Origin of the sequence: Streptomyces varsoviensis (genome assembly GCF_000718635.1) — a bacterium.
GTDB lineage: Bacteria > Actinomycetota > Actinomycetes > Streptomycetales > Streptomycetaceae > Streptomyces > Streptomyces varsoviensis.
Genome location: NZ_JOBF01000003.1, coordinates 889,429 through 901,706, shown reverse-complemented (window position 1 = coordinate 901,706; position 12,278 = coordinate 889,429). Strand labels below are relative to the sequence as shown.

General features: G+C 71.5%; 12 protein-coding genes. 8 read left to right on the top strand and 4 right to left on the bottom strand.

What is annotated here, in order from left to right; translation table 11 throughout:
* Nucleotides 1–201 precede the first annotated feature (201 nt).
* Nucleotides 202–597 (top strand): VOC family protein, encoded by a 396-nt coding sequence (locus tag IF55_RS08400; RefSeq protein ID WP_030875136.1) that lies wholly within the window; start codon nucleotides 202–204, stop codon nucleotides 595–597.
* A gap of 31 nt (nucleotides 598–628) precedes the next feature.
* Here the strand turns inward: IF55_RS08400 and IF55_RS08395 are convergent, their stop codons facing one another.
* Nucleotides 629–1,105, bottom strand: a complete 477-nt coding sequence (locus tag IF55_RS08395; RefSeq protein ID WP_030875139.1) for an SsgA family sporulation/cell division regulator — start codon at nucleotides 1,103–1,105, stop codon at nucleotides 629–631.
* 370 nt (nucleotides 1,106–1,475) lie between these two features.
* Here IF55_RS08395 and IF55_RS08390 point away from each other — a divergent pair, with 370 nt between their 5' ends.
* A complete protein-coding gene (locus tag IF55_RS08390; protein ID WP_030875141.1) occupies nucleotides 1,476–3,113 on the top strand; it encodes an RDD family protein in 1,638 nt (545 codons plus the stop codon).
* A 220-nt stretch (nucleotides 3,114–3,333) separates the two neighbouring features.
* Entirely contained in the window at nucleotides 3,334–4,050 is a 717-nt protein-coding gene (locus tag IF55_RS08385) for an RDD family protein (RefSeq protein WP_030875143.1), read from the top strand.
* Nucleotides 4,051–4,127: 77 nt separating this feature from the next.
* Here IF55_RS08385 and IF55_RS08380 read toward each other — a convergent pair whose 3' ends face one another.
* Nucleotides 4,128–4,469 carry a hypothetical protein gene (locus tag IF55_RS08380; protein ID WP_030875146.1) on the bottom strand — a complete coding sequence of 114 codons (342 nt, stop codon included), beginning with the start codon at nucleotides 4,467–4,469 and terminating at the stop codon, nucleotides 4,128–4,130.
* A gap of 1,181 nt (nucleotides 4,470–5,650) precedes the next feature.
* Here IF55_RS08380 and IF55_RS08375 point away from each other — a divergent pair.
* The gene (locus IF55_RS08375) at nucleotides 5,651–5,995 is read left to right on the top strand and encodes a hypothetical protein (protein WP_030875150.1); all 345 of its coding nucleotides are present in this window, start codon (nucleotides 5,651–5,653) and stop codon (nucleotides 5,993–5,995) included.
* A gap of 203 nt (nucleotides 5,996–6,198) precedes the next feature.
* On the opposite strand, the gene IF55_RS08370 is transcribed toward IF55_RS08375, so the two are convergent.
* Nucleotides 6,199–6,792 (bottom strand): isochorismatase family protein, encoded by a 594-nt coding sequence (locus IF55_RS08370; RefSeq protein WP_030875153.1) that lies wholly within the window; start codon nucleotides 6,790–6,792, stop codon nucleotides 6,199–6,201.
* 393 nt (nucleotides 6,793–7,185) lie between these two features.
* Nucleotides 7,186–8,514 (bottom strand): nicotinate phosphoribosyltransferase, encoded by a 1,329-nt coding sequence (locus IF55_RS08365; protein WP_030875156.1) that lies wholly within the window; start codon nucleotides 8,512–8,514, stop codon nucleotides 7,186–7,188.
* 148 nt (nucleotides 8,515–8,662) lie between these two features.
* Here IF55_RS08365 and clpS point away from each other — a divergent pair, with 148 nt between their 5' ends.
* From clpS to IF55_RS08345, 4 genes are all read left to right on the top strand, one after another.
* Nucleotides 8,663–8,974: an ATP-dependent Clp protease adapter ClpS gene (gene clpS / locus IF55_RS08360; RefSeq protein WP_078643832.1), complete on the top strand. Its 312-nt coding sequence runs from the start codon at nucleotides 8,663–8,665 to the stop codon at nucleotides 8,972–8,974.
* Nucleotides 8,974–9,576, top strand: a complete 603-nt coding sequence (locus IF55_RS08355; protein ID WP_030875164.1) for a DUF2017 domain-containing protein — start codon at nucleotides 8,974–8,976, stop codon at nucleotides 9,574–9,576. Before clpS ends, IF55_RS08355 begins: the two co-directional genes overlap by 1 nt.
* Nucleotides 9,577–10,045: 469 nt before the next feature.
* Complete coding sequence (locus IF55_RS08350) at nucleotides 10,046–11,554, top strand: amino acid permease (protein ID WP_030875168.1); 1,509 nt, start codon at nucleotides 10,046–10,048, stop codon at nucleotides 11,552–11,554.
* 96 nt (nucleotides 11,555–11,650) lie between these two features.
* The gene (locus IF55_RS08345) at nucleotides 11,651–12,076 is read left to right on the top strand and encodes a M67 family metallopeptidase (RefSeq protein ID WP_030875170.1); all 426 of its coding nucleotides are present in this window, start codon (nucleotides 11,651–11,653) and stop codon (nucleotides 12,074–12,076) included.
* The last annotated feature ends 202 nt before the right edge of the window (nucleotides 12,077–12,278 follow it).

The following is a 12,278-nucleotide window of genomic DNA, read 5'->3' as shown; positions in this document are numbered from 1 at the left end:
GCGGGAGCGCGGGAGGCGGACGGCCGCGGCCGCCCGCCCCTCCCCACCGGCCAGGGGTTTAGGGCGCGGGACGTAGGACGCCGGAACCGGCGAATCGGCCGGATTCGTCCGGAAGCCCGATGCGCGCCGCGACTGCCGACCGTACCGTCGTAAGCGCACCGAGTAACCGGAAATGACGGCATCCATCGCCTTGGAGGTTCCGTGCCCGCGCAACTCAACCACCTGATCGTGCACAGCTCCGACCGCTTCGCCTCCGCCCGCTTCGTCACCGAACTCCTCGGCGCGCCGGAGCCGACGTCCTTCGGCCCGTTCGCCGAGGTCAAGCTCTCCAACGACGTCACCGTCGACTACGCCGACGACCACCTCCCCGAGGGCCTGAAGATCGTGCCCCAGCACCTCGCCTTCCTCGTCTCCGAGGACGAGTTCGACGAGATCTTCGCCCGCATCAAGGACCGCGAACTCCCCTACTGGGGCGACCCCTTCCACACCGAGCCCCAGCAGATCAACCACCGGAACAAGGGCCGGGGCGTCTACGTCGACGACCCGGACGGACACGCCATCGAGTTCCTGACCCACCCCTACATCAAGGATGAGTGACCACCCGCCGCCGCCCACGGGCGGCGGCCCGCTACGCCCCCGCCTCCGGCGACTCGTCCGACGGCCACGGCCCGCGCAGCCAGAGGTCGTCGCCCGGGGTGGGGGCCAGCAGTTCGCGCAGTGCGTCGTCGATGGCGAGCCGCTCGTGCTCCGAGCCCGGCGCCACCGCGCGCAGCGTCCGCTCCAGCCACGCCGAGACCGCCGAGGCGGGCGCCTCCAGGAGCGCGTCGCCGTCCGGGGACGACAGCGCCATGCAGACGATGCTGCGGCCGTCGACCTTTGTCGGCCACACCCGCACGTCCCCGTGCCCGCACGGCCGAAAGACCCCCTCCACCAGCAGCTCGCGGGCGAACGTCCAGTTCACGGGGGAGTCCGAGGTGACATGGAAGCTGATGTGGACGGCGAACGGGTCGTCGGTCCGGTAGGACATACGGGCCGGTACGGGGATGCTGCGCTCCGGCGACAGCACCAGGTTGAGCTCCAGCTCTCGTTCCACCACGGTGTGCATGAAGTGCGCCCTCTCTGCTCTGTATCTCTCGGTGCGCAGCCCCTGTGAACGGGCCCGCACCGGATAGAGCGCGCTGCCCCCCACGCCATTACGCGACTTCCCGAAAACATTCCGAATATCTTCCGGCTCGCACGTGCGAGTGGTGCTCCGGCCGGTCGGCCCCGAGTGCTCGGCCCTTCTGGTAGACCTGTTCCCCGCGCACCCGGTTGCGTTGTGTGCATTGAGGTCACGAGGCACCGCGGTACCGAGCGCCGAGGGCGCGGAGGGCCGAGCGCTCTACACCTCCTCGCCCCGGTGCGGCAGACTGCTTACGCCCCACCGAGCACCACACGACACAGCACGGCCGAACAGATACGGGACATCGGACATCATGAGCGCGTCTACCTCAGGATCAGCCGACGGCAGCCCCACCCCCGGCTTCTATCCGGACCCGTCCATCCCCGGCTACATCCGGTACTGGAACGGCGCCGCGTGGGTCCCCGGCACCAGCCGGCCCGCCCCGGCGGCCGGCGAGGAGATGCCGGCCGCCCCCGCGAACGCGGCCCCGCCGCCGGCCCTCGCCCCGCCCGCGGCATCGTCGGCGCTGCGCACGTCCGAGACGGCCCGTCCCGAGACGGCCCACGCCGAGACTGCCCGTCCCGAGACGCGTCAGCCCGAGGCCGGTCGTGCGGAGGCCGCGCGTTCGGAGGCCGGTCGCGCTGAGGCCGGTCGCGTCGACTCCGGCCGTGCTGACTCCGGTCGTGCTGACGCCGGTCGTGCTGACGCCGGCCCCGCGGAGGAGGCCGCGCGGCCCGCCGTCGGGCGGCCCGAGGAGACCGGGCCGATGTTCCTCGACGAGGAGCCGGAGCCGGAGCCGCTGCCGCGCGCCGCCGCCGCGGACGTACGGCCCCGGCAGTCCGGGCCCGCCCCCGTCCGGGAGGACCCGCGGCGCCCGCACGACGGCGCACGCGGGAACGGGTTCGGCCCCGAGCCGGACCGCTGGAACTCCTGGGCGCCGGACGGCCCCGGCGCCGCCGAACGCCACGAGGAGGCGGCAGGGCGTGCGCCCGGCGCGCGGACCGCGCCCGACGATGTCGTCTGGCCCGCCCCGGCGGACCGCGCCGATGCCGCCGCACCCGTTCGCAACGGCGAGAGCGCGGGCGGCGCGCCTGCCGCCGGGCCCGCCGCCCAGCCGCCCGTACGTACCGCCGAGCCGGGCCCCGAGCCGTGGGCGGGGCCGAACGGCGGGTACGGACCTGGTGCGGATGCCCCCGAGGCCCGTGCGGCGCACGCGCCGGCCCCTCAGCCCGTACAGCCGCCGCCGCAGGGGCTGGTGCCCGCTCAGGGCGGCGGTGGCAGCCCCGCGTGGTCGGCACCGCGGCCCGAGGGGGCGCACGCGGGCGTGTACGGCCCGGCCGCGGCCACCGGGCCCGCTCCCTCTACTGGTCCGGCCGCGGCGACCGCCCCGAGCGCGCCGCCGGAAGGCGTCATTCCGTGGAAGCCGCCGGTCGACAACCCCTTCCTCCAGGCGGCGCAGGCGCAGGGCCGGCCCGCCGGGCTCGGCCGCCGCCTCGGCGCGCGGCTGATCGACTCGGCGGTGCTCGGGGCGGTCGTGGCCGCTGCCGCCGTGCCGTTGTGGGCGAAGGCCGCCGACCACATCGACGGCAAGCTCGAAGGCGCCAAGCAGTCCGGCGAGACCGTGACGGTCTGGCTGCTGGACGGCACGACCGGGGCCTGCCTCGGCATCGTGCTGGCCGTGCTGCTGCTGGCGGGGGTCGTGTACGAGGCGCTGCCCACCGCCAAGTGGGGCCGCACGCTGGGCAAGAAGCTCTGCGGGGTGCGGGTGCTGAGCATCGAGGGCCACGACACGCCGTCGTTCGGGGCGGCGCTGCGCCGGTGGCTGGTGTACGGCGTGCTGGGCCTGCTGGTGGTCGGCGTCGTGAACGTCCTGTGGTGTCTGTTCGACCGGCCGTGGCGGCAGTGCTGGCACGACAAGGCGGCGCACACCTTCGTGGCACGGGCCCGCTGAGCGGAACCGGGCGGGGAGCGGGGGCGCTCGGCCCGCCCGAGCGTCGGTCGACTGGTCCCACTGAGCGGCCGGCCCCGTCGAGCGGGCGGTCCTGCCGAGCGGCCCGGGGCGGGGCAGGGCCGGGCGGGCGTGCCGGAGGCGGTCGTTCGAGGCGGCTCGATTTCCACCCGGTCGGCACCAGCCGGATGCGATGGCCTTCCCGGGCCGGTCTACTGGGTCCATGAGTAGCGACCAGGCGCGGCCGCCCGAGGATGACCCGTTCCGCAAGAAGCCGCAGGAACCGCCGCCTTCCGCCCCTCCGCCCCCGCCGTATGACGCGGGCGCGCCGGCCGGCGGGGGCGGTGGACCGTACGGCGACGGGGGCGGTGGTCCGTACGGCGGCAATGGTCCGTACGGCGGGGGCGGCCCCGGCGGTCCGTACGGGGGTGGCCCGTACGGCGGGGGCGGGCCCGGCGATCCGTACGGCGCTCAGTTCGGGGCGGGCAATCCGCTGGCGGGGATGCCGCCCCTCGCGGGCCGGGGCCGGCGGCTCGTGGCCCGCATCATCGACGGGCTCATCGTCGGCATCCCGGTCAGCGTCATCGTCTCGCTGGTGACCGGCGGCTACGACCCGACCGAGGACACCGTCAAGTCGACGAGCCTGTCGGTCATCATCTCCGTCGTCTACTTCGTCTACGAGGGTCTGATGCTCACCAGCCGGGGCCAGACCGTCGGCAAACGGATGATGAAGATCCGCGTGGCGATGCTGGAGAACGGCGCGGTTCCGGCGGGCCGGCCCGGCTGGGCGCGGGCCGCCGTCTACTCGCTGCCGGAGATCGTGCCGTGCTGCGGCTTCATCTTCTGGCTGGTCAATGTCCTGTGGTGCACCTGGGACAAGCCCTATCAGCAGTGCCTGCACGACAAGGGAGCCAGGACCGTGGTGGTCGCCGCGCGGTGATGCGGGGGGCGCGTCACGGGGACGCGTCACGGGCGTGCGGTACGGGCGTGGACCAGGAGGACAAAACGTTTTGTCGCTCAGCGGCGCAGGGAGTGCTCCCTGATCCGTGAACCACCGGCGCGCGCGGGGGCGCGGCGGCCGGTCACCCGGCGCGCGGCGAACGACACGGCCGGGGGCGCGGACGCCGCGGCGCTGCCCGGCGCGGCGGTGGTCTGCGGCTCGTTGGCCCGCGCCGCGCGGGCGGCCGTGCGCGGGAGCGGCACGGTCACGGCGACGAGGAGCCCGAGCGCGAGGGCGGCGACGGCGACCACTCCGACCCCCAGACCCGTTCGCGTCTGCGACAGAAGCAGCATCGCGAGGGCGGAGATGACGACAGTGGCCGAACCATAGGCGATCTGTGCGGGAGTCGGACGCGGCATGGCGGTGATCCGTCCTCGGGGCTTCGATTTAGGGGGAGAGTCGACAATGCGTACCGCAAAACGACTCTACGGGGCTGTCTGCCCCCATGGAACTGCTGGTAAGCATGACCTAACACACGGTACCGATGCATGGGGGGCGCACGGAATCATTCGGCCATCCCGCGCATGGGATGGGCGCGTCTGTTGATGTCCGATATTCGTAACGCAAAGGCCAGGTACCGCACTGGCCGTCCGGGTGCCGAGGCGCATCAGTCCTTTCTCCTGTCACAGGGGACTAATGGCTTCCCAGTTCTTCCGGAGAAGGGTGCTCACAAGCGAACAGCAGTCAACGGGAAGCACCGGCTCCGGTGCCGGAAGCGCGGCGGCGAGCGCGCTCCGGGGGGCGCTCCCGCCGACCGGAGCCGCGCCGGCCGACGCTCGGCCGAGATGCTGAGACCGATGTTGTTTCCGCAGCTCAGACGGGGTGCCGAGGGGGCCGTACGGGGCTGTGGGGGCGGCTTCCGGGGCGGCCGCGGCGACGCGTCGCGACCGGGGGGTGCCCGCGGCGCGGAGCGTGAACGGCGCGGTGCGCCGAAGATCCTTACGGGTGGCAGCGGCGGCTGACCGGAACTTGCACCGGAGAAGACCGAAAAGATATTCGCGATCTTCACACCCTCTGGTGCGTCCGGTGAACTCCGCTTGAACAGTCGACAAATCAACGCTGTGTGTTCTCTGGCCGGGGGCAGAGTTCCGTCGCGCGCGGCCATCGGTGAAGGGCTCTCGGGTAATCCCCGGACCCGGCGCACACTCTCATTTTCCGAGAGCGCCGGGCCGCCGGAAAGGCGACGGCGAGGTCTTGCCTAAAGACTTCGAAGAGAAACCCCTTCAGGCTCTCCGCACCCCGCACCCCGCACTCCGCGCCCCGCGCGCCTGGCGTCCGGCGGACCTTCCGGTGCGGTGGCCGGTGGTCGGCCATATGGCGTGATCCTTACTGACACTCGCCGCCAGAACAAGATCATTAAGGCGTCGCGCGGCGGCCCCGCGGTCGGCCTCCAGGGTGGTTCGCGTCACGAGAAATCTGCATCAGCGCAGGTCAACGGCGTGTGATTCTTTGCCCCCTAGCGGCCGGCCGCCGTTAGCGTTTGAATGCCTCCCGTGAAGCTCTTATTGACGCGACGTCTCATGAAGGGGTTCTGATGCACATGGCCGGTGGCGGATTCGCCAAGCTTCCGGGGGGCAGTGTGGTGGTGGCTCTGTCGCTGCCCAGCCCGCCCGGCGGCAGTGGGGTGCCGGGCGCGCGGGTGCGGGTTCTGGTGCACGCCGTGAACCGCCAGCGCGCCCTGACCAGGCTCCGCAACCTCGGGCTGCGCGCGGTCTATCTGCGCGGCAACACCGAGCCGCCGACGCCCGACGAGATAACGGCGGTGCTGCACCACCCGGACGGCCTCGTCTGGCGGTCCGTGCCCGACGACGACACCGAGTCCTGGCACCCGATCCGCAGCCTGCTCCGCGGCCCGGCGGACCACCGCGCGGGCGCGAGCCACTAGCCCTCGCGCGCAGGCGCTCGTACGGGCGCGAGCGAGCCGCGGGACGCGTCCCGCTTCGGCCCGCCCGCGCCCGTGCTCGTAGGTCCGGCCGGGTCCGTGCTCGTAGGTCCGGCCGTGCCCGCTTGGCGCCCGTACCCGTACGTCCGGCGGGGCCTGTTCTCGTACGTACGGCCGCTACGTCCCGCCCCGAGGGCGGGCGCTCGTCAGCCGGTCTGGAGGATGGGCTTGCCGCTCAGGTCCACGCCGGCGTCCCGCAGCTCCTCCATGGCGCGCTCGGTGGTGTGGCGGGAGACGCCGGCGGTCAGGTCCAGCAGGACGCGGGTGGTGAAGCGCTCGCGCCGCGCGTCCAGGGCGGTGGCCCGGACGCAGTGGTCGGTGGCGAGGCCGACGATGTCGACCTCGGCGACGTCCCGGTCCCGCAGCCACTGGGCCAGCGGTGTGCCGTTCTCGTCCGCGCCCTCGAAGCCGCTGTACGCGGCCGTGTGGGCGCCCTTGTCGAAGACCGCCTCGACGGCGCCGGAGGCGACGGCGGGCGCGAAGTTCGGGTGGAAGCCGCTGCCCTCCGTGCCGGCGACGCAGTGCGGGGGCCAGGAGTTCTCGTAGTCCGGGTGGGCGGAGAAGTGCTCGCCGGGGTCGATGTGATGATCACGTGTCGCGACGACGTAGCGGTATCCGGCGGTGGCCTCGCCGACGAGATCCGTGATCCCGGCGGCGACGTCGGCGCCGCCCGCGACGGCCAGGCTGCCGCCCTCGCAGAAGTCGTTCTGCACGTCAACGACGATCAATGCACGGTGCATGGTGCGCATCCTTTGGCAGGGGCCTCGGGCGGTGGGGGGTTTTCGGGGAACGTGCGGACCGACTCGTTGTGACCGAGGGTAGTGAGTGCGGGGGCGTTACGGGAGAGGGCGTTCGAACCAACCGGTTCCCGTCGGGCGGAACCTTGCCCTCCGCCGCGCCCGCCGACTCGTCCGCTGGCGCGGCGCGGCGGCAAAGGGCGTGTTCAGCGGCCCTGCGCCCCCTCCGCGTACTCCGCGCGCCCCCTTGCACACACTCCGTGAGCCCGCTCGCGCGGACTCTGTCGGCAGCGGCCCCGCTCACACGTCATCCATGGACGGTACGGCCCCGCTCACACGTCATCCATGGACGGTACGGCCCCGCTCACACGTCACCCGCGGACAGTGCGGCCTCGCTCACACGTACTCCGTCGGCAGCACGGCCTCGCCCCGGGAGAGCTGCGTCGCCGACATCGGCAGCCCGGCGCGGGCCCGGATGTGGCGGTCGCGGGCGGCGTCCAGCGGCTCGCGGGCGACGACCTCGCCCTCGCGCACGAGCGGCACCTGGAGCAGGTGGCCGGCCAGCTCGTCCGGGACGGGGCCGGTGCCCACGACCTCGGCCTCGGCGATGCCGTCCGCGTCGGGGCGGCGGGCCGCCCACTTGCGGCCGCCGGCCGAGGACTTCGCGCCCATGGACTTCTTCGCCACCGGGCGCAGCGGGCCCGCCGGCTCGTTCGAGTCGGCGCGGGCCACCAGCTTGTAGACCATGGAGCAGGTCGGGTGGCCGCTGCCGGTGACGAGCTGGGTGCCGACCCCGTACGCGTCCACGGGCGCGGCGGCCAGCGAGGCGATCGCGTACTCGTCGAGGTCGCTGGTCACCACGATCTTCGTCTTGTCCGCGCCCAGGTCGTCGAGCTGCTGGCGTACCCGGTGCGCGATCAGCAGCAGGTCGCCGGAGTCGATGCGGACCGCGCCCAGCTCCGGCCCGGCCACCTCCACGGCGGTGCGTACGGCCTCGGTGACGTCGTAGGTGTCGACCAGCAGGGTCGTACGGCCGCCGAGCGAGTCGACCTGTGCGGTGAAGGCGTCGCGCTCGCTGTCGTGCAGCAGGGTGAAGGCGTGCGCGCTGGTGCCCACGGTCGGGATGTTGTAGCGGAAGCCGGCCGCGAGGTCGGAGGTGGTGGCGAAGCCGCCGACGTACGCGGCGCGGGCGGCGGCGACGGCGGCCAGCTCGTGGGTGCGGCGCGCGCCCATCTCCATCAGCGGCCGGTCGCCCGCGGCCACCGACATCCGGGAGGCCGCGGCGGCGACCGCCGAGTCGTGGTTGAGGATGGAGAGGATCACCGTCTCCAGCAGCACCGCCTCGGCGAAGGTGCCCTCGACGCGCATGATCGGCGAGCCGGGGAAGTACACCTCGCCCTCGGGGTAGCCCCAGATGTCGCCGCGGAAGCGGTAGTCGGCGAGCCATTCCAGGGTCGGCTCGTCGACGATCTTCTGCTCGGCCATGAAGTCGAGTACGGCGCTGTCGAAGCGGAAGTTCTCGACGGCGTCCAGCACCCGGCCGGTGCCCGCGACGACGCCGTACCGGCGCCCCTCGGGGAGCCGGCGGGTGAACACCTCGAAGACCGAGCGGCGGTCGGCGGTGCCGGCCCGCAGGGCGGCCTGCAACATCGTGAGTTCGTATCGGTCGGTGAAGAGGGCCGTGGACGGCACCTCCACCGGCAGCCCCAGGTCCGCAGCGTTCACTTCGGCCTACCTCGCTTTTTCGTGCCCTTAGTGCTTGCCGTGCTCCGCGCTCGCGATGCTTCCGCGCTGAACGGATGCTACCCCGAATACTCGTCAGAGTGACGATTTCTAGGGACCGTTTGTGCGATGGCCCACCCGGGGTGGCAGCATGGAACCCGTGAGCGTCGCACCGGTCGAGATCGAACGTCCCGAGTCGAGCGAGGCACCCTCCGCGGTGCCTGAGCCCGACGTCCCCTGGGTCACGCTCGTACACAACGACCCCGTGAACCTCATGAGCTATGTGACGTACGTCTTCCAGTCGTACTTCGGCTACTCCAAGGACAAGGCGCACAAGCTGATGCTGGACGTCCACCACAAGGGCCGCGCCACCGTGTCGAGCGGCAGCCGCGAGGAGATGGAGCGCGACGTGCAGGCGATGCACGGCTACGGGCTGTGGGCGACGCTTCAGCAGGACCGCTGATGACCGGACATTTCGAGCCGATTTCCGGCGGCGGGGCCGCCATCGCCCTCGACGAGGTCGAACTCTCCATCCTGCGCAGCCTGGCCGTGCAGCTCCTGGAGCTGATCGGGCCGGGCGACAGCGGCCCCGAGGGCGAGGACCCGCTGGCCCGGCTCTTCGCGGAGGGCCCGAGCGAACCGCCCGCCGACCCGGCGCTGGCCCGGCTCTTCCCGGACGCCTACGGCGGCCCGGACGTGAAGCCGGACTCCGCCGAGGAGAACGAGGCGCGCGAGCGGTCCGCCGAGTTCCGCCGCTTCACCGAGAACGACCTGCGGACCCGCAAGCGTGAGGACGCCCTGGCCGTCGTGCGTTCGCTCGACTCGGTGACGGCCGCGGGCGACGGCGGCGCGGTGCTCAAGCTGCGACCCGAGGAGTCCCGGCAGTGGCTCGGCGCCCTCAACGATCTGCGGCTGGCCATCGGGACCCGGCTGGAGATCGCCGCCGACGACGACAGCGAAATGCTCTTCCGGCTGCCGGACGACGATCCGCGCAAGCCGATGGTCATGGCATATCTGTGGCTCGGCGGGCTCCAGGAGACGCTTGTGGAAACCCTTATGCCCTGAATCCGATGTGCCGGTGCCCCAATAGGCCGGGGCGCCGGTATGGCGGGGCGCGAAGGCGCTGCCCGTTTGCCGGTATGGCGGGGTGCGAAGGTACTGCCCGCTTGCCGGTATGTCGGGCTCCGGATTTGCCCGGAGAAACGGCCGAGGGGGCGTTGAGAGGGCGGCGGGGGAGCGGCGCGGGGCGTTCGCTCAACGGGCCCTCAAATCCGGATAACGATCCCGTCACCGTAGTCGGAATTATCGCCACACTCCGGACTAATTGTCCTACTTTTTCTGTGGCCGGGTCCACATTCGGCGGTGTTGATCTCGTCACGGCCGTGATAAATCTTCACGACCTGCCGTCGCGACGCCACCCATGTCGCACGCGGGCGCCGCGCCGGCCGACCGTCGGCTCGCAGGAACTCCATCCGGGGGGATCGGGACCCGATCCGGGCAGAGACCGGGTCGTTATGGAGAAAGGCGCACCACCATGACCTCTGAGCAGGTCGCGGACCACGCCGCGGGTGCGGCAGCCGCAGAGCAGGACGGAAGCGGCCAGGGAGCTTCCGAAGAGGGTTACCAGCGCGGACTGGGCAACCGTCAGATCCAGATGATCGCCATCGGCGGCGCCATCGGCACCGGCCTCTTCCTCGGTGCGGGCAAGGCCATCACCAAGGCCGGGCCCAGCCTGATCCTCGCCTACGCCGCGGCGGGTCTGGTCATCTTCTTCATCATGCGGGCACTGGGCGAACTGCTCATGTACCGCCCGGTGTCGGGTTCCTTCTCGGAGTACGCACGAGAATTCCTCGGCCCGTTCTGGGGGTTTGTCACCGGCTGGACCTACTGGCTTTTCTGGGTCGTCACCGGCATCACGGAAGTGACCGCCGCGGCCACTTATGTGCATTACTGGAACAAGGACATCCCGCAGTGGGTGTCCGCCCTTGTCTTCACGGTCATCCTCTTCGGCGTCAACCTGATCTCGGTCAAGCTCTTCGGGGAGCTGGAGTTCTGGTTCTCGATGGTCAAGGTCACGGCCATCATCGGCATGATCCTCATCGGCCTCGGCGTGATAACTCTCGGCTTCTCCAAGGCCGGTGACACCGCCTCCTTCACCAACCTCTGGTCCCACGGCGGATTCTTCCCGCACGGAATCCACGGCACGTTGATGACCCTTCAGATCGTGATGTTCGCCTTCCTCGCCGTCGAACTCGTCGGCGTCACCGCGGGCGAGGCGAGCGACCCGAAGAAGGTCCTGCCCAAGGCCATCAACACCGTGCCCTGGCGCATCGCCGTCTTCTACATCGGCGCGCTCATCATCATCCTGTCCGTGGTCCCCTGGACCGTGTTCCTGCCGGACACCAGCCCCTTCGTCGCGGCGTTCGCGAAGATCGGCCTGCCGGCCGGTGCGGGCATCATCAACTTCGTGGTGCTCACCGCGGCGCTCTCCTCCGCCAACTCCGGCATGTACTCCACCGGCCGCATGCTCCGCGACCTCTCCCGCAACGGCCAGGGCCCGAAGATCTTCAACTACCTGAGCGGGAACGGGCTGCCGACGCGCGGCACCGCGGTGTCCGTGGCGCTGATGCTCGTCGGCGTGTGGATCAACTACCAGTGGCCCGGCGAGGCGTTCAACTACGTCGTCTCGTTCGCGACCATCTCCGGCATGTGGGCGTGGATCATGATCCTCCTCTCCCAACTGCGCTACCGCCGGCTGGCCGGCCGCGGCCTGCTCCCGCAGTCCAGCTTCCGGGCCCCCGGCGCCCCCTGGACCAGCATCTTCGCGCTCGCCTTCATCGCGATGGTGATCGTCCTGATGGGCGTCGACAAGGAGGCCCGCGTCTCCCTGTACGCGGCGCCGGTGTGGGCGGCGATCCTGGTGATCGGGTACTTCGCGCTCAAGGCCCGCAACCCAGAGGCCTTCGAACGCAAGGGCCACCCGGTCCTCGTCGCCCAGGGCACGGCGGCCGGGGAGGCCGAGCGGACCGGGCAGGGGGACTGAGGGGAAGCCGCCTCTCCTGCCGCCTCGCCGTACGTCCAGCATCCGGACCCGCCCGTACCGTTCATCGGTACGGGCGGGCCCTTTTATGCTGACGCCATGCTGACCATCACCCAGGCCCTCCACGACCGGATCGTGGCGCACGCCCGCGCCGACCACCCCGACGAGGCGTGCGGAGTGGTCGCGGGCCCGGCGGGCGCCGACCGCCCCGAGCGGTTCATCCCGATGCTCAACGCCGCGCGCTCGCCCACGTTCTACGAGTTCGACTCCACGGACCTGCTCAAGCTCTACCGCGACATGGACGACCGCGACGAGGAACCCGTCATCGTCTACCACTCGCACACCGCGACCGAGGCGTACCCCTCGCGTACGGACGTCAGCTACGCCAACGAGCCGGGCGCCCACTATGTGCTGGTGTCCACCGCCGAGTGCGGCAACGAGGAGGGCCCCGTCTCCTTCCGCTCGTACCGCATCGTGGACGGTGTGATCACGGAGGAAGACGTCAAGATCGTCGAGGCGTACTGAGCACCGCGGCGAGGCGTACTGAGCATCGAGTCCAGGCGTACTGCGTGTCGAGGCGTGCTGAGCGTCGAGGTGCGCTGAGCGGGGCCGTGCGGGCGGGACGGGGGCGGGACGAAGGCCGCCGCCCCGCCCGTACGACCGCCCGTACGCCCCTCGCGTCCGTACAACGAGATCAAAGCGCCCGCATACCGGGACAACCTCCCGG

What these genes read in the sequence shown, in the direction of transcription:
- IF55_RS08385 (WP_030875143.1), top strand. Translation starts at nt 3,334, where the DNA reads ATGAGTAGCGACCAGGCGCGGCCGCCCGAGGATGACCCGTTCCGCAAG.
- IF55_RS08390 (WP_030875141.1), top strand. Translation starts at nt 1,476, where the DNA reads ATGAGCGCGTCTACCTCAGGATCAGCCGACGGCAGCCCCACCCCCGGC.
- IF55_RS08370 (WP_030875153.1), bottom strand. Translation starts at nt 6,792, where the DNA reads ATGCACCGTGCATTGATCGTCGTTGACGTGCAGAACGACTTCTGCGAG.
- clpS (WP_078643832.1), top strand. Translation starts at nt 8,663, where the DNA reads ATGGAACCCGTGAGCGTCGCACCGGTCGAGATCGAACGTCCCGAGTCG.
- IF55_RS08380 (WP_030875146.1), bottom strand. Translation starts at nt 4,469, where the DNA reads ATGCCGCGTCCGACTCCCGCACAGATCGCCTATGGTTCGGCCACTGTC.
- IF55_RS08355 (WP_030875164.1), top strand. Translation starts at nt 8,974, where the DNA reads ATGACCGGACATTTCGAGCCGATTTCCGGCGGCGGGGCCGCCATCGCC.
- IF55_RS08395 (WP_030875139.1), bottom strand. Translation starts at nt 1,105, where the DNA reads ATGCACACCGTGGTGGAACGAGAGCTGGAGCTCAACCTGGTGCTGTCG.
- IF55_RS08375 (WP_030875150.1), top strand. Translation starts at nt 5,651, where the DNA reads ATGGCCGGTGGCGGATTCGCCAAGCTTCCGGGGGGCAGTGTGGTGGTG.
- IF55_RS08345 (WP_030875170.1), top strand. Translation starts at nt 11,651, where the DNA reads ATGCTGACCATCACCCAGGCCCTCCACGACCGGATCGTGGCGCACGCC.
- IF55_RS08350 (WP_030875168.1), top strand. Translation starts at nt 10,046, where the DNA reads ATGACCTCTGAGCAGGTCGCGGACCACGCCGCGGGTGCGGCAGCCGCA.